The sequence below is a fragment of the Nitrospira sp. genome, from assembly GCA_029194535.1.
Classification (GTDB): domain Bacteria; phylum Nitrospirota; class Nitrospiria; order Nitrospirales; family Nitrospiraceae; genus Nitrospira_C.
The window spans coordinates 778,404-797,809 of the sequence record JARFXR010000001.1 but is presented as its reverse complement, the minus strand read 5'-3'; the positions used below and the strand labels follow the sequence as shown (position 1 = coordinate 797,809).

The following is a 19,406-nucleotide window of genomic DNA, read 5'->3' as shown; positions in this document are numbered from 1 at the left end:
TACCAAAACTCAAATCACAAAAACCGAAATGCCAATGAAGGGATTCGACCAGCACAGGCAGGAAAAGTCGGGTCGGTCAGAGAAAGGTGTCAGGAACCATTCTCTTGACTCAGCATAGTCGATTGATGAACTAAATCCGTTGGTCATGCGCGGACGAGGAGGGAAAGGTTCCTGACACCTTTCTCTTCCTCCAAAAGTTCTACTAGCCGGTACCTTTGTTTTTGGCGGCCGGTGCTCACGGAAAGAACCCGCAAAGGCACCAGATGCCGGATGGCCGGTTCTACATCAGAGGGGCGATCGGTTTTGGAGTTGTGAGCTGGCTGCATAAATTCCAGTCCTCCATCAGTTCGTCTCGATGAGCGGTTGCCAGCCACTGATTGCCCTGATGATCACAGTATCGCGAAGGGTCAACATATCTATTCCTCTTCAAACCCATGACTGGTGAACTTCAACGTCCGGCTGTTTTCCGTGACTGTACGCACGACGTTGTCCGGAGCACCATTTGGAATCTCAGCCTCGATCTCCAACGTCACTTTGACATCCGATCCCATCAGTCCAACTAAGTGTGCGATGACTTCGTCACCAATACGGCCGGCGTCACGGCCCACGCGGGTGGGATCGAGGCTGACAGTCCCGTGAAATCGTTTCGGTGGTCGTGGCCCTTTGGGTGGTGCCACACCGTCTTTGCCGGCTCCAACTGTCCCTCCAGCAGGTCCGGTTTCTGGCTCCGTCCCCGTCGGCCCAACTGGGGCAGGCGCCGCCTTTGTCTCGGCCTCCTGTTGCTGGAAGGCGGCTTCCGGTTGGACGAGCAGGCCCGGGTCGGTACTGGTGATCAGCACCGGTTGTCCACAGCGCAGACCCCTATAGCGGCCGGCGGCTTCATCAAAGCTATCCGCATAGGCAAACGATTCCTGATGCCACAACAGGAGGCCGAGGCCGCTTCGAATGGCTTCGAGCAAGACCTCGGGGCTCTTGAGTCGCGGCAGATACAGATACCGCGCGAAATCTTCGACAAGCTGTCTCACCGGGACATGGGCCTTGCCCCGCCAGAGCGGAATGCGATCCATCTCTAATCGAAGCACCGTCGGCCCATAGACACTCAATAGCCCATCTTTGCCGAGCTTCTTGCTCGCACGCACCGCGAGTGGGTCTGACCCGGACAACCGGATGGCCTGCCATTCCACCGCCGCCTGCGGGTTCGCCTGCCCAGGCGCCAGGAGCCATTGATACGTCTCGGGTAGCCGAGCCGAGACCACCCCGTCGGCTGCCCGCAACTGATTCTCCGCCTGCTTGACCTGGTGTGGGTCGAGATTGAGCGCCTCTTTCTCGGCGAGGATGGCATCCCACGCGAGATAGCGACGCACCGCCTCATCCAGATCTTGGAGCCTCACCTGGTCAGCCGCCAAAAAGACGAGCGTATTGCGGAAGAGCCTCGGCTGGCTGCCTCGTGATTCCAGGATCGCCTTCGCGGCAACCTCGGCCTGGTTGTCCGCTTGCTTGCTGTACGGGTGGTCGACGCCGAGGACAACCAGTCGTGCATCCAGATCGTCCGGCACATCCTGTCCTGACTCGGGCATGGGATGCACACGGACGAAGTCACCTGTCTTACGGAGATCTTCGCGAAGCCGTCGGTCGAGTTCCTGTGCGACCTTATCGGGATTGCGTTTGAGCTGCTCGGCCCGGTCCTCCGCGAGTTTTGTCACCGTCGGCTGGGTCGAGTACCAATACCGAGCACCATCTTGATACAGGTAGGTCGCCGCGCTGCCTAATCGACGTAGCGCATCGCCGAAGATCGTCGGCGATTCTCCCGGCATCACACAGCCGAGTTTCACCCGGCGATCCTCGATACCGCGATTGGCCGCTGTCGCAGTCGGAGCCGACCCGAGGTAGATCGTCCTCGCCACCCGCCGCCCGGCTGCATACTTACCCAGATTCGGCACCTCTCCATCCAGCCGAAGCGGAAGCGCGTTCGGTCCATCCACATCCTTTTCAATGACCGGCACCCAGTTATCCGCCAGATAGCGGGTCAGTTCGAATTGCACCCGCGGATCGTCGATCGGAATGTTCGCGGGAAGGATCAACGGATTCCGGTCGCCCTTTTCCCAGAGACTATGAATGACCGCGGCCATCAAGCGCAGGACGCCGCGCGTCCGTTGAAACTTCACCAGCGTGGACCAGTCGGTATAGAGCCGATCGAAAATCTCCGGGTGAATAGGATATGCGGCCTTCAGCCGCTTCTCATAGTCAGAGTTGCGGCATTCAGGGGGAAATTCTGCGGCTTGGGTGGAATACACATCGAAGAAGGCCTTGGCAACGGTATCGCGCGCCACATACTGATGCTTCTCCACCAGCGGCTCGAACAATCGACGGCGAACGATTTCAAATCCTTCCTCAGCGCTGGCCGGCCGCCAGGAGGACTCGACTCGCCCCACCACGTTGCGCAACCGATCCAAGGCTTCTCGCCCTCGCTGTCCCCCAACCTCCACATCATCGGCCTGCGTATGGGGTGAACCGGAGGTGTCGGAAGCCGGAAGGCTGATGACCAGCAGGCAGTGCTGCGCGAGCTTGGCGGACTCGGTGAGGACCTGAGCGAAGGTGAATTGGGTCTCGAAACTGCCGCCCGGCAGATCGGCGGCATCGTGTAACTGCCGAGCGTAGGCGACCCATTCGTCGATCAGAATGAGGCAAGGTCCGTATTCGTTGAAGAGTGCTCGCAGGACATCGCCGGGACTGGTGGCTCGTTCATCGTCGGCCTGAATACGTTTGAACGCCGTCTTCGCCTCTTTCACTCCTCCAGCCGCATAGCCCAATTGCCAGGCCATTTCACCCCAGAGGGTCCGAATCACCGTGCCATCCGATTTGACGACCGGATTGCCCGGCGAGATGCGGTTTCCCACCAAGACCACCCGCCTGACGCGCGGCAGCTTCGTGGCTTCGGCATCCTTGAGCACCGCATCGATGCCCGGCAGTTCGCTCGGCGCAGTCTCGGACAGGAGGTGATAGAGCGCCAACATCGAATGGGTCTTCCCGCCGCCGAAGTTCGTCTGGAGCTGGACGACAGGATCGCCTCCCTTCCCGACCAGCCGTTGAACCGCTCCCACCAGGAGTCGTCTCAGGCTGTCCGTCAGGTAGGTACGGCGAAAGAATTCCACCGGATTCTTGTACTCGTCCGACCCTTCTCCGATATGCACTTGCCAGAGATCCGCGGCGAACTCGGCTTGTTGATAGCGCCCGCTCGCCACGTCCTTGTGCGGATTGACGACCTCACGCCAGGGCGTCAGCCCGCCTGTCGCCCGACTGTCGATCGCGGTGCCGGCGCTCTTCCGCTTCTCGGTGCGCACCTGCTCATCGAAGCGCACGCGCAGAAGCTCCATCTTCATCTTCTCAACCTCATCGGCTTGAGCAGCAGAGACGGCGGTCAACAGCCGCGCCGCGGAGTCGAGGGCCCGATAGGCATCATCGCCGGAGAACGGATTCTGATGCGCCCATCGATTGCGCACATCGCGCAGCTCGCTCACGAGCGACCGCTCCGCCTGCCCCAGCGGCTTCCGAAAGACGAGCTGCCACTGATTCCACATCACGCCCAACAGCGCCGCGACATCCCAGCGGGGTTTGTCTTCCGTGCCGAAGAGGTTGGACTGTGTCTCTCCAACCGACGCCCTCACCTGTTCAAACCATTGTTGCGCGTGCTGCGCCTTCATCTCCCGTTCGACAAAAGGCTGGAGCCCCTCCTTGAGGAGGTCCAGCGCCTTGCCGACACGTTCGTGGTTGGTGATGGCCATGGGTGTTGCTCCTCTTCAATCCTGTTCCGCAACGTGATCGGCCAGCAGCCACTCGTACACAGGCTGTGCCTCGATCCCGGCCTCCTTCACCTGAGCGAGCGCCTCGCGATCGAGCACCAGCAGCCGCCGTGCGGCCTGCGGGTGCTCCTTCGCCGCCGCCGTCATGGCGCGCACTTCGCGTGCGCGCGTCTCCGGCGCCGACAGATCCGCGCACACCTGGAGCAGTGCTTCCCCTCCACCCAGATAGCGCGCCAAGAAATCCACCTCCAGCCCGTCGGTCGTCTTCACATACCCCACCTCGGCCTTGCGTCGCTCCAGCTCGTTCAACACCACCGTCTCCAGCGCATGCCCCTGGTTCGTCCTACCGCTGGCGTCAAACGCCTTGATGAGTCCGGGATCCGCCGGATAGAGCTTGCGCGGGTTGGAGTTGCGCTGACGCTCCGAATCGGTGGCCAGCGGCACGGCACTGAGCAGAAAGGCGTCCAGCAGATGGCCGAGCATGGCATGCACGGCATCCTTGGCCACGCCGTGACCTTGAGCCTGTAAGTCCTGGTGCAACCGGTGGGCGCTGAAGCTCCCGGCCGGGTTGCGCAGACATTGCCGCACGAGCCACCGCAACGCCGCCACCTGCGACACCCCATAGCGTTCCACCACATCGCGGAACAAGACGGTATCCACGTAGCCCTGCAACAACTCGATCCTGGATACAGGCGACAATCCCTGCGCCTCGGGAAAGCCGCCTCCCGACAGAAATTCACGAAACCGCTTCTCGATCAGCGAGCGTTCCGCCGGCTTCCAGCGCCGAGCATCCCCGCCCGGCTCTTCGTCACGGTGACGCAGAAACTCACGGAAGCTGAAGGGCCGGATCACGGTCGCCATGCCGCGGCCGCGGAGCGACGTGTGCACCTCGCGCGAGAGCATCCGCGCCGACGACCCGGACACGACGACCTCGACCTTCTCGCTGTCCAGCACGCGCCGCACAAACCGTTCCCATCCGGGCACGAGCTGAATCTCGTCGAGGAGCCAGCGCACGGTCGTGCGCCCGCGCAACGCCGGCGCCCGCCGATAATACTCCTCGAGCAAATTCCCGAGTTGGTCCGCGCCGAGCCCGGCCAGCCTGTCGTCGTCGAAGCTCAGATAGATCGCCTGCTCCGGCGCCGCCGTCGCCCGGCGCTCCTGCAGCAACTGCCGCAGAAAGGTGGTCTTGCCGGCCCGGCGCATCCCGATCACCGCATGCACCTTGCCGGGCACGGCGGGCAGGCGCGCATCGCGCCGGGTGAACACCGGCATGGCTTCCGCCGCCATGGCGGCGCTCAGTTTTTCGGCCAGAACGGGGTGCAGGCTCATGGCATCAGCATGACCCGCAGGTGTCCTCCAGTCAAGGACACATTCAGTCCCATCGATATTTGATGGAAGGACACCTTGTCGTTCACTCAAACAAGTCGCCCGTTGCACCAGTCCCGGCCTGCTCCGTTCGCCCCTCCCGCGCGAGCCGCGTGATCTCCGGCCAGCTTTGGACGAGGGCGTTGTAGGACAATGCCTCGGCTGCTCGCTTCTTTCGCTCGCAGAGCGCATAGAGGCGATAGCAGAGTTCGCGGGCAGTCTCAGCCTTGCTGCCCAGCTTCGCAACCAACTGCGCTGCTGTTCCTTCGCCGCCTGATTCGAGGACGCGAATGAGGTGGTGCACCATCTCCCAGTTCGTCAGGCGCTGATCACTGGTGGGGTCCCAGTCTTTCGGCAATTCGTCCGGCTTGAGGAGACGCACCTTTCCTGCCTTCGAGGACAGAATGCCTGCGTCGACCAACCCCGAGACACTCGTGTTCTTCGCCTTCGAGAGCGTCTCGGCCACGCCATAGTCCCCAGGAGCGAAGCCGGATTGTTCAAACCAGGCCAAGGCCCAGCGGCTGTCGGCGTCGAAGTCGCCCTCCTGTTCGGCTAAGACCTCATCGAGTGTTTGATTGATGAGAGCCAGCGCCTCACGCACGGAAAGTGGCTTGCCCTCGGCGTCGAGCACCTTGGCGTAGCGCGTGTAGACCGCCATGCCTGGGCCGATGGCCGCCTGTGCGAGATCCACCGGGGCGATGTTGCCTTCCTGCAATCGGCGCAGCGCCTGCGGCAGTTCGGCCTTCAGCGCGGCGACAAACTCACGGCGGGTGGCGGTGGGCATATCTGCTGCTCGCGGACGGCAGACGAGCACGATGCTGGAGGCGAGCGCGTTCGTGCCAGAGCTAATCATCCGATTGCTCAGTTCCGTGCGCATCGGCCAGGTACCGCTAATCCCGAAACCGGCATGGATCACCGCATCGAGAAAGGTTTCCCAGCCGGTGCTAGACGTACCTTCGATACTCTCTGTCTCCGACTGTTTGAAGGCGTAGTAAATCGTGACCGGAAACGCTGGGTGCGCCTGCTCCACCAGCCGATGCATCGCCTGAGTCATGCCTTCCAAGAAGAAGGTTTCTGCCTTCTCCTTGTTCCCATGGCGGTATGGCGTGGCGACCAGTTCCTCGGCTTTCGGCACGGCGACCGTGGCAAATAGGTCGGGGAAGATCGGCTGCAGGCAGCGGCGCAACCAGACGTAGAAGAAGTCGGACAGGTCAGCGTAGCCGATGTTGTCGTAGTAGGGTGGGTCGGTAGAAACCAATCGATCGGTGCTTGTCGTTTGACCTGAAGCATCCGCCTGTTCAGCGGAACTAATACCGTTGCTGGGGAGTTTGTCTAATACCTTAGTTACAAGTTCGATGGCACTTACATAGTTTCCAGACGCTGCGCCAAGAGGATTCGACTCAGCGAAGTCCCAGGTCATGGGAAGCGCTTGCCGGCTGAAGGTGTTAATAATCCCGCTCTGAGTCGGCGTTGGGTCCCACCTGCCGATTGAAGATCCACGATCGACGACTTTGTCCAACGCAAAAACCAGATACACCCCCACCGCCTCTGCATACGCCTCCGCGCCGGTGCCGCCGCCGCGCAGGGGCTTGTTCGCCTGTCCTGAGCCTGTCGAAGGATCGGGCAGGCCTGCGCCAAGCGCGTCGCGGCGGACTTGCTGCATTGCCTCGCCCACGAGGTCGGAAAAGGTCGTCAGCGCCACCAACTGCCGCTGGGTGAAGAGATCGCCCCAAGTCACCAAGCCATATGGCACGCAAGTACCGCCCGTGAGTCGTGCGGGCACGTCGCCTTCCGGCTTCCACTCCGGCTTAGCCTTGAGCGCCACCTCCTCGTGCATCGGCAATGGCGCGAGGTACAGGCGCCCACGCTGGCCTTCCGCCACAATGGCCATCAGTCGCGCGCCCATCCGCCCGGCCTTGCCCTCGGCCTTGATGTAGTCGCCCGCAATCGGCGTCCCCGACATCACACACTCGAAGTTCGCGCCGCGCGAGAGCTTGGTCCCGTTCTTCGCCCGCTCTGCGTGCTTCGGCTTCCCCACCTTCACCGTGAATCGGTAGCTCTTGTCATCAACCACCGGCTCGACGTAGGCCTCTTTACCAGGCTTGGTCGAGAGCATGAAGGTGGAGGCGAGCGGCACGTCCACCTTCGCGAATGCCGGGTTCGGGCTCTTCACCGTGCGCGCCCAGAGCCACGCGATCACGGTGAGCTTGTGGCCGATGTAGGGCTTGAGGTCGGGCCGATCTTTCGCCATCTCCTTGGTCACTTCGATCTTGGGATACAGATGGCCGATGCGCTTCTCGGCCTCGTCCCGCATCCATTTCCCGTAGTAGCGAACATCTTCGGCCAATCCTTGCGCGCCATGCCATTCCCTTTTGAACAGCGTCTTGTCATTTTGCGATTCAGGATTCACCGGTGGCTTGCCGGAAAACTTTGGCGGGATCTCGATCATCGCCTTGTTGATCAGCACAGCGACTGGATTCAGGTCGCTCGCGTAGGCTTCGAGGCCAAGCCGTTGGGCCTCCAACGGCAAGGCTCCGCCGCCTGCGAAGGGATCGTGAAAGGCCGGGAGCTTGTTGCGATTGAACAGGTCCTTGGCCCGTGGATGGTCGGCATGGTCGGCGCAGGCTCGCCGCCAGCTCTGCCAGATTTCATCGCGCGCCGCCTGCAAGACTTTTTCGTTCGTGGTGTTTTCCCACTGCACGAGGTCTTCGATGATCTTGAAGAGCCGTTGCCGTTCCTTCTCCTGCTTCTTCTCCGTGGGGAACAGGTCTGGCCGGCTCGACGGGTCATCCACCATCTGCGCAAAGATCACCGCGCGCGCCGCTGCCAACGGCCGCCTGGCCCACCAGAGGTGCAGCGTGCTCGGATGCCCATGACGGATGGACTTCTCCCGCGCCGAAGCCTTGTTAATCGCCTCCAGCGGCAGCGCCACTTCGATGAGTTTCTTTTGATATGGTGGTTTCAATCTCTTCCTTTTCTCGGCTTGAGCTTCTCGCGCCCCATGTGTTCAATCAAACCAGCCGCTTTCATCACACAATCAAGACTGATTGGAGGTGTCTCTTCATTTGTTTTCATAAATCCGGCCAGGTATTCCTCGGATGGATTATCGATTCCCAGTCGGGCACAGACGAGATAGCAGATTGATTCAGCTTCGAACTCTTCTACTTCATAGGGCAAGCCTCGTCGATCGGGCCAAAACCTCTCATAGGGTGTTCCAAGGTGACCGCAGTACAGGTGTCCCAACTCATGAACGAGGGTGGCGTATTTCGTAGCCTTTGAATGTTCAGTATTCAGCAGCAGTTCATAACGAAGTGGGATGTCGAGGAACTCCGGCCTTGGTCTTTCTTTGACTTGGACAGCCAAGGTTCGGCCCGGCTTGGCACGCTGAATAAGGCCCGCGCTCTGCGAGCCGGCCATGCGCTCGCTCACTTCCACGCCGTCGCGACGAGAATTCATGATCGTCCGGTCCAGTTCATCCGATACCTTGCCTTGTCTGACTTCGAACGGTTCTACGACTTCCCGTGGAAGCGCCGGTGCTCCTTCCTCAGGAACCGTGTCTGACACATCAAACACAAACATGACAGGTCCCATCGGCTGCAGGATGACAAGCGGTCGTCCCCCTGGTTTGATCCGCCGGCGATAATCCCGAAGCCACCGGCTTGGTGAGGCGACGAATCGGGCACCATCCATCTGCACATGGACCAACATTGCGTTAAACGGAGAATAGAAACGAAATCGAGCGACGAACTGTATCAGCTCACCAAACGCCTTGCTCGACTTGTACTGGCGAGTAAGGCTGAAGAGCTCGTCCAATCCGCGGCGGGTCGATTCCTCGTTCCATGCTGCTGCTGGGGATACCTCCCCTTCGAAGCATTCCTCTGAATCCGTTGTGACCATGACATTCAGTGCGGTTTCTCTGCCCTTTTAATCAGCTCGTTCATTTCGTAGTTCACGCTGGTCACGCCAAAGTCCGGTTCGCGCTGAAATGGCCGGCGCACATAGTGGACGCGGTGCGAATCGTTATCCAAAAACTCAACGATCGCGAGAATGAAATCGTCGGGTTTATTCAACGAGTACAAGATCTCGTTCTTGGTGATGGTGATCGTATCCGCTCCGGTGACTCTGCCTTTGACTTCAATGAAGCGCAGCTTTCCTGTCCCTGGGACTCGGCTTTCGATGTCATAGCCGAGCTTGTCGTTCTCGCGATCCGTTGGATCGAAGCCGAGGGTCCGTTCCACTTCCATCACAACGGCGCGGGCACGGGCCGCAGAGGCTTGGGTATCTGGAGACGATGCCGTTGCCGCTGTCGTCCGACCATGAATTGCGGCCAGAAGTCCCAGAGGGACGACCATTAAGCCACCAATGATGACGGGCGGCAAGGGTGAGAGCTGACGTTCTTGCTTCAGCTCCTCCAATCGCTTTTCAAGCCGGGCTTGCAATGCATCAGCACGCTTCCGTGCCTCGCCTGAATTGAGTCGCGCGTTGGCCTTGCCTGCCTGCTCTTGGAGTTTCAATTGCTCGGCTCGATGGTCCCAATAACTGATCTCTTTTGTCAGCCTTTCCTTCACAGCCGCTTCCGTCTTGGTGATGAGGTCGAGTTTTCGCGCGCGCACCTCTTCGAGATGTTCAGGCACTACGCGGGCAACGGCATGGGCTTGCGCCTGATGCTCCAATTCCCGTGTCATCCATACGCACTCTGGTCGAGCCAGGATTGCTTCGATGGTCGGCTCATCGGCCCTGAGCGGCCGATAGTCGAGATAGGGAGCATAGTGCAGATGGCGCGCAGTTCCAGATTCATCGATCTCGACGTACAGCAGACGTTTCGAGACCACTCGTCGTTCACCCGATCGGGTGAGTCCGGCATCTTGGATGGCATGTTCCAAGTAGAACAGCACGCGCGGCGTCGTTCCCATATCTCGTTCATCAACGAGGACGGTCCCTCGTTTGAGCAGATCCCGATTCCGCTCAAGCGTGAGATCAATGGTTGCATCCAGTAGCGGATGCCCCGGACAGACAAACGCGGCCAGTGCCTGACCCTGAGTGGCCACCAGCGATTTCTCGAACGCGATGCGCTCGTAACGCGGGAGGATGGGTTCGCCAACGCCAATGAGACGATCTCGATTCCGGACGGGTGCCGGCACATGGGTGATTTCGTAACGCCGCGGCTCTCGCTGCTTGGGTGACCCGCCGAGCCGTTGAAAGGCTTCGAGGAAAAAGGACTCGATGTAGTGGGGCTGGAGACGCCTCGCCTCAGCCCGCTCCATGTCCTCTCGAATGCGATAGACCCGGCTTGCGTCCATGGCATCGTGTGCGAGCGCCCGTTCTTCAAGCAAGTCTTGGAGCTTTGTCCGATCAAACGCATCGGCCACGACACGGGAGAGACGAGCTTGAACATCAGGACGCTCCCCATATCGAATGGCTTCGATAAGCAGATCGCGGAGGGGTTTGCCATCAAACTGCAATTTGCCGAGCACATCGAAGACCTGACCGCCCAGCGCGGTCCTCGCTTCCTCTAACTTCTCTAATAGCCTGCGATAGACATCACCTTCTCTCGTTTCTTCTGCGACGAGGTTCCAGAGGTGGCAGACTTCCGTTTGGCCGATACGGTGGATGCGCCCGAATCGCTGTTCAATCCGATTGGGATTCCACGGAAGGTCGTAATTCACCATGAGATGGGCCCGTTGCAGATTGATACCCTCTCCGGCCGCATCCGTAGCCAGCAACACCTGGACTTCGGGATCGTGTTTGAATGATTCCTGAGCCTTCATCCGATCCTCACGGCCCATTCCACCATGGATGATCACGAGGGCTTGCTTCCGTCCGAGCAGCGTCTCAATACGATTGTGCAGGTAGTTGAGTGTGTCGCGGTGTTCAGTAAAGATGACTAACTTTTGGCGGGCCGATGCAGCCGGCTGGGGGATCCCACCCTTCCCATATGGGGGAGATGCTTCTGCCACATGCTCGGCAAGGGCAGCAGGGGTAAATATCTCGCCGAACAGGCTCGCCAGCTCGCGCCATTTCGTGTCCGCACCGCTTCTGCGAACCGACAGGGCGAGTTCCTCTAAGTTCTTGAGCGTGGTAATTTCTGCCTTGAGCTCTGCGATGGTTCGTGCGGCCGTCGCCTGATCGAGAATCTGCTCCTCGGCGTCTTCCATCTCATTATCAGGCGCATCTTCCAGATCTTGCACGTCCTCCTTGTCAAGCACAGGTCCGACGGGGGCAATGGCCGTGGCAGATTGTGCCCCACGCTGCAGCAATTCAAGCTCTCGCAGCCGACTCTCAAGCCGTTCACGCCGGCGCCTCAGCGATTGATAGATGGCCTCTGGAGAGGAGGCCAGGCGGCGTTGCAAAATCGTGAGGGCGAAGCCGACCGTCCCGGCTCGTTTATCGTTCTGCAGCGCTTCTGCCCGATTAAATTCGTCGCGGACATAGTCAGTGACCGCTTTGTAGAGTTGAGTTTCGGCCGGTGACAGCTTATAGGGGACAGTGTAGGCCATTCGTTCTGGGAAGAGCGGTGTCGCGTCGAATTTGAGAAGACTCTCCTTCACCATGCGGCGCATGAGGTCCGACACATCCACCTGGTGGACCCCGTCACGGAAACGCCCTTCAAAGCGATCGCCGTCGAGCAGCGCCATGAAGAGCTGGAAATCTTCTTCCTTCCCATTATGCGGCGTGGCCGTCATCAAGAGAAAATGCCGCGTCAGCGTGGACAGAAGTTGCGCCAACCGATACCGTTTGGTGTACGTGATCTCACCGCCGAAATAGGTGGCGGAGAGTTTGTGCGCTTCATCGCAGACGATGAGATCCCAGCGACAATCGGGGGCTTGGAGTTTGTGCTGTACATCCTCGTTGCGGGAGAGCTTATCGAGACGAGCGATCACGAGGTTTGTTTCCAAAAACCAGTTGCCGGTTCGGGCAGCCTGCAGCTTATCGTTTGTCAGAATCTCGAAGGGAAGCTGGAACCGCCGGTAGAGCTCATCCTGCCATTGCTCGGCGAGACTGCCGGGACAGACCACAAGACAGCGTTGAAGGTCACCGCGCGCGATCAGCTCCTTCATCAGCAGACCGGCCATGATAGTTTTGCCGGCGCCGGGATCGTCGGCTAATAGGAACCGCAGTGGTTGCCGGGGAAGCATCGCGTCATACACGGCTGTGATCTGGTGCGGGAGCGGCTCCAGGAGCGAAGTGTGCACAGCCAGGACCGGATCAAAGAGATGAGCGAGTCGAATACGATGCGCTTCGGAGACGAGCCTGAAGAGGGCCCCATCGCCATCAAAACTCCATGGCCGCCCGGCTTCGACAACTTCGAGGCGGGGTTCGTCATGGCGGTAGAGCAACTGGTTGGCGACTCGCCCACCAAGGTCTTTGTAGGTCAGCTCGATGGCTTCCGAACCGAACCATTGCACGCTGACGACTGTCACGAGGGCGTCAGGAAGGATACCGCGGACGGCGGCGTTGGGCTGGAGGTCTTCGAGCTTCATGGGCTTCTATGAATTGTGCAGAGGCTTTACCTACCTTTCCCAAAGAATGCAATCATCCCTTACGGTGGGCCTATCTCCAACATCACCGGAGCGAGCGAGACTTGCTGCAGCGCTCCTCTTATATGGAAGCAGCGGTGAATCGTCCCGGCGAGGTTGCGGGCAAGCCGTGCTGATGTGCCGGCCGGGAAACCGGGCGAGGTCCGTCTTCACCACCAACAGAACAGCAGTCGGACGGACCCGGCGCCATTACCGGCAAGGGCGGGACACAACTCGCCGCAGCTCGCACCGTTGCTCTTCGCGTCGCAACGGCGTGGCCTGTACTGTTCGAGTCGTTTCGACGAGTTTACAGGCCACGAACGGACGAGGTTTAGCTGGGTACGCGCGGAGGTGGAGAGCGGCGAGGATCGTGACGACGCTGCTCTTGTCTTCTCATCCTCCCCTCTCCCCGCTGCTGAAATCTACCGGGCGAGCAGCCGGGCGGAATCGTCCGCCGCCTTGCTGGAGAGGCCGGGACACAACTCGGCGAAGCGAGAGGCGCTTGCTCTTCCATAGCAAGCGCGAAGACTGCACTGTTTGAGCCAGCCGCTGGCGAGTTTGCAGGATTCAGCAAGCGAGACCTAGTTGGGTGGCCTCTCAGGTGGGCGGCGGAGATTCCGCCTGGGCTGCTTACCGCCCGAACGCCTTCTTCAGCAGCGGCTCCATCTCGCCCTTGGCGGCCATCGGATCGAGGATGTCCGTGTCGCCGTAAAATTGCCCGTCGATGAAGACCTTGGGCAGGGTGGGCCAGTTGGTCATTTTCGTCAAGGCCTCGCGCTTGGCCGGCTGTGAGAGCACGTCGATCAGTTCGTAGGGATAGCCGTATTTGTCGAAGAACTGCATGGTCTCCCTTGTAAACCCGCACATCGGCATGGTCTTCGTTCCCTTGCCGTAGATCAGTATCTTGTTCGCCGCGATTTCCTTTTGGATCTCGTCCTGGATCGGGTCCCCCATGGCTGCCTCCTTATGCTTCATCCTTCGTGCGGGCCGTCAGCTCCAGTGCATGAATGCGTCCGTCCTTCATTGGAGCATCAAGCGCTTGATAAATCAGGCGGTGCCGATCGAGCAGATTCTTGTCCCGAAAGGCCTCTGACACCACCACCACCTTCAAGTGATCCAGAGTGCCGGTGCGGTCGATCATCGTCACGGCTGCGTCCGGCATCGCTCGCTTAATGTAGTCGGTCAAGATTTCGGCTGTAATCAACGTAGTCTCCTTAATTGATATAGGCAGAGAATACCGTAGCAGCTTCCAGAAAGGCAATTTCCCCGGCAGCCCGGTACTGAGTCAGTTTGCTCTTGCGTCATGCCCACCCCCGATCGCAGTCGAGGGCAGGCTTCGGCGAGCATCCACTCCTCGACCAAGATTCAATGCTCAGGAGAAGGCCTTGACTGGATTCCCGCTTTCGCGGGAATGACAACTTCAGTGCTTCTGATGACAAACTGCCCCACGACCGGCAACTCCGTTGGATCGACCGTGCGGCCGGCTCGCGTCCATAACGGATTCACCGTGAATCGGTTTTGATCCGCTACGACCGTGAGACCGTTCTGCATGATGGGCAATCCGGATCCAAATCATTCGCAAAATCGGCGGATTTCGCGTAATGCCGGTCCCCATGCGATTGGTACGAATCTTGGGAGAGCTTGCCATGGACCCTCATTGATTCGAGGAGGTATTCGTATGGGCCATATCATGACACTCACCGCTGCCGGAGTGTTGCTGAGTTCCTTGTTGCTCCTGCGACGGATCTGGTGACCTGTGTCGATCGCGGCAGTCACAACCGGAACGAGAACAATAAGGGTGGTGGTGGATATCAACTCATGGCGGTGGATATGAACCAGTCTCAAAAGGCTATCCGAAACCGGTTGCGGACTAAGCCCGCAAGAATCAGCGATTCTGTACGATTTCTGCAATGGCACACCAGTTGCTCACCTCCCTAAGTGAGGAATCGCTCAGACCTCGGCGGAGGACAAGGTGGACGACAGGAACGCATCACCAATTATCTACAAGGAGGGCATCATGGGAGGAGAGTTTACATCCGGATTCTTCATGCCGGACCAAAAGACCAACGGACGCGTGCTCGTCGTCGATGATGAAGCCGACATTCGGAAGGTGGTGCGCATGACGCTGCAGAAGGCCGGGTACGACGTCCTCGAGGCCGAGAACGGCGAGAAAGCGATCGAGACCATCAACACCGGGGAAAATCGGCTGCTTCTTGACGTCGTGATCTGCGACATCCGGATGCCGAAGATCAACGGGGTCGAAGCGGTCGCCTACTTCCGCGCCAACTACCCGCGTGTGCCGCTCATCGTCCTGACCGGTTTCCCGGACACGGACATGGCCACGTCAATGTTGCGTCAAGGCGTCGTCGACTATCTTGTGAAGCCGGTTGAGGGGGAGAAGCTTCGTGAGGCAGTCGCACGAGCGATGGATCAGCGCGAGCTCGCCCATCTATAAATGGCCTGCCGAACGATGTTGCCAAGGGGAGGGTCGCTCAGCGACCCTCCCCTCCGCTCCGGGAGGAACGCCCCGTGCAAAACTTGACCGATAGCGCGGTGGTGGCGACCATTGCGCCGACCAAAGTGGTGATTCTCGGCGCCGGCCGCGGAGGAATCGCCCTCCTCGATTTGCTGTACCAGATTCCGTCGATCGAGATCATCGGGATCACCGACTGCGACCGCCAAGCCCCGGGACTTCAACGGGCCCGAGATCTTCGAATCCCTGTCGCGGACCGGGCCGAAGAACTGATCGCCAATCACGGCATCAATCTGATCGTGGACGTTACCGGTGATCCCCAGATGGAGCGAACGATCCAACTCCATCGGCGGCCGGGCGCGGACGTCCTAAGCGGAACCGCCTCGCGCGTACTCTGGGAACTGGTCCGCCATGAGGCCAAGCTCCAGGCCGAACTGTTTCACGCAGAGAAGCTGGCAGGGATCGGCTCCTTCGCCGCCGGCATCGCCCACGACATCAACAATCCGCTCCAGTTGATCCTTGGACTGGCGGAAAATCTGGCGGACGAGACCGATCTCACGACGATCCACGAGCAGGCCAAAGACATCGTCGAGGCCGTGAAACGGACCAGCGCGATCTGCCGGGATCTGATGCATTATGCACGCAAGTCGTCGTCCCGGGACGACTGTATGGTGAATCTCAACGGACGGCTGGACGAGGCCCTTAAGATCGCCCGGTATGCGGCCAGCTTTCACGACATCATCGTGGTCAAACAGTATGAGGCCGGGATCGGTGTAAGAGGTAATCCGGATGAGCTGTTGCATGCGTTCGTGAACCTCATCACGAACGCCGTCCAGGCCATGGACCAGGGAGGCGGCACGTTGACCTTAACGACGCGCAAAGTCGGCGATCAGGTCATCGCCGGCATTGCCGACACGGGCTGCGGCATGTCGCCGGAGGTGCTGAAACGGGTGTTCGAGCCGTTCTTTACGACGAAGGGGCCGGGGAAAGGCACGGGACTCGGCCTGTATAACGTGAAGACCATCCTCAACGGCCTACGCGCAACGATCGACGTGCAGAGCCTTGTAGATGAGGGCACGACGATCACGCTCACCTTTCCTCCCTCCGACGAGGTTGCATCGTGACCCCCCGAGGCAGCGGGCCGGCGCCGTCGACTCGCGGATGGAGACTCCATACCAAATTGATCGTTTCGATGCTCCTGGTGGGGGTGGTCCCTCTCCTCGTCGGCCTCGGAATGGCCTTCTGGCAAGGGTCCAAAGAAATCCACGAGGTCAGCGGAGAAAGTTTCAAGGCCTTGGCTACTGAAGCGGCCAGAAAACTCGACCTCCTGGTGGGTGAAGAGATCGCGAGAAATTCGCGGATCACCTCGGACCCGATGGTGATCCGGGAGCTGGAACGGCGCCGCGATACCATCCAAGCTCGCACGTCGTCGATGCCGGATCCGCTTCTGGAGGAGCAGCGGGCGAAATGGGAATCCAAAGACCCGGCCGCCATCAAGGCCGTGACCGAGAATTCCATCGCCATTTTGTTGCGCGAGTTTTACACCGGGGCGAGAAGCGAGCCGGATCAATTGATTCCCCAAGTCGTCCGCGGCGCCACCAAGATGCTGTTCCTCACGGACATTCAAGGATCTCTTGTGGCGGCCCTCACACAGAGGCCGCGTTTTTCGAACGGCGAATCGGCGTGGTGGAAGGGCACCTACAAGAAGGGGATCGGCCAACTCTATATAGAAGACGTCTACTACGACGACCTGGCCGGCACCTACGCCTTTTCGATCTCTCTCCCGATTATGGACAGTCTGGGGTATGAGGTGGTCGGCGTCCTCCACCGGGTGATCGACGCCAAGGAATTCTTCTCCCCTTCAACCCATCCGATCCGATTCGGCAAGACCGGGCACGTCATGCTCATCGACCATCGCGGGATCGTGATGAGTTGCCCCATCCTACCCACCGGAGTGAGTCTGTCCGACGCCGGGATCGTGCCGCTCGTGACGGGGCCCTACCCTGGATGGACCAGCGCGCCGAGCGACGGCCATGGAGGCCGTTCCTCCTCCATCATCGGATTTTCTCCGCTTCCCGAAACCAGCCGGCTCACCAACGGCGCGATCGACGTCGGGTCATGGAATACGTTCGTCTGGCAGTCCTCAGATGAATTGTTCGGGCCCATCAGGCACCTGCTGACCTGGATGACCGTGTTCGGCTCCATCGCGGTCGCGCTGCTCGCGACGCTTGGGTATCTGGCGGCCACCCGGATCGTCACGCCGATCCGGGAATTGCAGCAGGCCGCGCAATCCATCGGGCGCGGAGAGTTGCGGCAATCCATCCACATCAAGACCGGCGATGAGCTTGAAGCCCTGGCCGAGGAGTTCAATCGCATGAACCGGCAACTCGAAGCCGCCTTCGCCGGTTTGACCGATCAGGTCAACCTGAAGACCCAGGAAGTCCAATACCTCCAGGAATCCACCGATCAGATTCTGGACGCCGTTCCCACGCCGATCATCATCATCGACGAGCAGGAAGCGGTGCAATATGTCAATCGAACCGGTCGCGAGGCCTTTCATTTCTCCAACGGCAGCGCGACCGCGGCGAAGCTCTTCGAAATCCTCCCGGTCGAGTCGACCCAGCAGGGGCGTCTGCGGCAGGAGCTTGAGGAGCAGACCGCGCGGGTCTCCGCCCTGTCCATCTCGGGCGCCGGAGCGGCCGCCGGCTCCAAAATGGCGCTGCGCGACCCCTTAGCTCCCCTCCTCGGGTCAGGAACCGACGATGGGCGGGCTGAGATCCGGCTCGGCCTCCGCCTCTATCAGTATCAATGGTTCCGCGTCATCGGGCGACCCGGAGAATCCGATCGCGTCGGACTCGTGCTGCGCGACACCACAGACGAGAGCCGCATGCAGGACAATCTCATTCAGGCGGAGAAATCCGGCAGCCTCGGCCTCCTCACGGCCGGCATCGGCCACGAACTCAACAACCCGCTGTTCGGCATCCTCGGTCTGGGAGAAGCGATCCAGGAAGAAGGCGATCTTGGACGCGTGAAATCATACGCCCAGGACATCGTGCAACACGGCAGACGCATGGCGTCCATCATCCGGGACTTCACCGGCGTGACCACGCGCGAGTCCTCCGACCAGCGGCAATCCGTGACCCTTGAGCGGGAAATCGATCGAACCTTGGCCACGCTCACTCTGACCCTAGATGTGTCCGCCCTGAAGATCGAGCGGGATTACGTGGGTGAAACCCCGGTCGTCGTGTCGCCCGATCAGCTCAGGCAGGCGTTGAACAACGTCATGGCGAACGCCGTCCAGGCGATGAAGGGGCGGGGAACCTTGCGTCTCGCGACCGCGCTGGTGGATCAATCCGTCGTTGCCACGATTGCCGACTCAGGGCCGGGGATCCCCAAACAGCACCTCTCAAGAATCTTCGATCCATTCTTCACGACGAAGGGACAGGGAGAAGGGTCGGGTCTCGGTCTCACCGTCGCACGCCGAATCATCAGGAAGTTCGGCGGTGATATTCGGTTGGAAAGCGTGGAAGGGCAAGGTACCTCTTGCATCATCACCCTTCCGGCGGCGCCCCGGTCCCCCTCGTCAAAGGAGGCTCCATGTACCGTCTCCGACTCCCGCATTCCGCCGCAACCGTCGCATTCCTAATTCTCTGCAGTTGGAGCGGATCCACGGCATTTTCGGCCAAAGAGGCGCCGCAGCCGGCCGGCATCCCGCCTGAAAAGGTGGCCGGCTATGTCCATGCCGTGCTGCAGGCAGACCGCACGATTTACACGAAACAGGTCGTCAATCGCATGCAGGAGAAGGGCGTGGTCAACGCGGCGGAACATTGGGAACAGGACAACGCCTTGCCGCTCCCGGCGCAATTTCTCCAACATTCCGGAAGACTGGTCGCCGAGAGTGGCCAAGGCATCCGCTACCGACTGATCGGGCTGTCCCCCATCTACCAGCGCAACGCCCCCGCAACGGACTTCGAGCGCAAGGCTTTGGAATCCCTGAACAGGTCCTCCGACGCGCCCGTGACCGGCATCGTGGCGAGCGGGCGGAAGCAGTATTTCCAGGCCATCTATCCGGACCGAGCCGTGTCCGCCGCCTGCGTGAGCTGTCACAACAGCCACCCGCTCAGTCCCAAGCGAGACTTCAAGCTCAACGACATCATGGGGGGCATCGCCATCACGATTCCGTTGGAATAGCCCTGCTCCGAAAATCTGTATATCTCGATAGAAAGGGACCGCTCGCGGGTGACGCCGTCC

The 19,406-nt window shown here is 60.1% G+C and carries 11 protein-coding genes; 4 read left to right on the top strand and 7 right to left on the bottom strand.

What is annotated here, in order from left to right:
• Positions 1-416 precede the first annotated feature (416 nt).
• The 7 genes from P0111_03685 to P0111_03655 all read right to left on the bottom strand — a co-directional run bounded on the left by P0111_03685 (position 417) and on the right by P0111_03655 (position 13,886).
• Complete coding sequence (locus P0111_03685; protein ID MDF0643108.1) at positions 417-3,782, bottom strand: Swt1 family HEPN domain-containing protein; 3,366 nt, start codon at positions 3,780-3,782, stop codon at positions 417-419.
• A gap of 15 nt (positions 3,783-3,797) precedes the next feature.
• Positions 3,798-5,129 carry an ATP-binding protein gene (locus P0111_03680; GenBank protein MDF0643107.1) on the bottom strand — a complete coding sequence of 444 codons (1,332 nt, stop codon included), beginning with the start codon at positions 5,127-5,129 and terminating at the stop codon, positions 3,798-3,800.
• 82 nt (positions 5,130-5,211) lie between these two features.
• Positions 5,212-8,130 (bottom strand): DUF1156 domain-containing protein, encoded by a 2,919-nt coding sequence (locus P0111_03675; GenBank protein ID MDF0643106.1) that lies wholly within the window; start codon positions 8,128-8,130, stop codon positions 5,212-5,214.
• Positions 8,127-8,744, bottom strand: coding sequence for a hypothetical protein (locus P0111_03670; GenBank protein MDF0643105.1), 618 nt, complete (start codon positions 8,742-8,744; stop codon positions 8,127-8,129). Before P0111_03670 ends, P0111_03675 begins: the two co-directional genes overlap by 4 nt.
• A gap of 323 nt (positions 8,745-9,067) precedes the next feature.
• A complete protein-coding gene (locus P0111_03665; protein ID MDF0643104.1) occupies positions 9,068-12,646 on the bottom strand; it encodes a helicase-related protein in 3,579 nt (1,192 codons plus the stop codon).
• Between the two features lie 666 nt (positions 12,647-13,312).
• Complete coding sequence (locus tag P0111_03660; GenBank protein MDF0643103.1) at positions 13,313-13,636, bottom strand: glutaredoxin domain-containing protein; 324 nt, start codon at positions 13,634-13,636, stop codon at positions 13,313-13,315.
• Between the two features lie 10 nt (positions 13,637-13,646).
• Complete coding sequence (locus tag P0111_03655; protein ID MDF0643102.1) at positions 13,647-13,886, bottom strand: BolA family transcriptional regulator; 240 nt, start codon at positions 13,884-13,886, stop codon at positions 13,647-13,649.
• An 813-nt stretch (positions 13,887-14,699) separates the two neighbouring features.
• On the opposite strand from P0111_03655, the gene P0111_03650 reads away from it, so the two are divergent.
• The 4 genes from P0111_03650 to P0111_03635 all read left to right on the top strand — a co-directional run bounded on the left by P0111_03650 (position 14,700) and on the right by P0111_03635 (position 19,346).
• The gene (locus P0111_03650) at positions 14,700-15,137 is read left to right on the top strand and encodes a response regulator (GenBank protein MDF0643101.1); all 438 of its coding nucleotides are present in this window, start codon (positions 14,700-14,702) and stop codon (positions 15,135-15,137) included.
• 74 nt (positions 15,138-15,211) lie between these two features.
• Complete coding sequence (locus P0111_03645; protein ID MDF0643100.1) at positions 15,212-16,279, top strand: ATP-binding protein; 1,068 nt, start codon at positions 15,212-15,214, stop codon at positions 16,277-16,279.
• A complete protein-coding gene (locus P0111_03640; GenBank protein ID MDF0643099.1) occupies positions 16,276-18,801 on the top strand; it encodes an ATP-binding protein in 2,526 nt (841 codons plus the stop codon). Before P0111_03645 ends, P0111_03640 begins: the two co-directional genes overlap by 4 nt.
• Complete coding sequence (locus P0111_03635; GenBank protein MDF0643098.1) at positions 18,753-19,346, top strand: DUF3365 domain-containing protein; 594 nt, start codon at positions 18,753-18,755, stop codon at positions 19,344-19,346. The genes P0111_03640 and P0111_03635 overlap by 49 nt, the downstream gene beginning before the upstream one ends.
• Positions 19,347-19,406 lie beyond the last annotated feature (60 nt).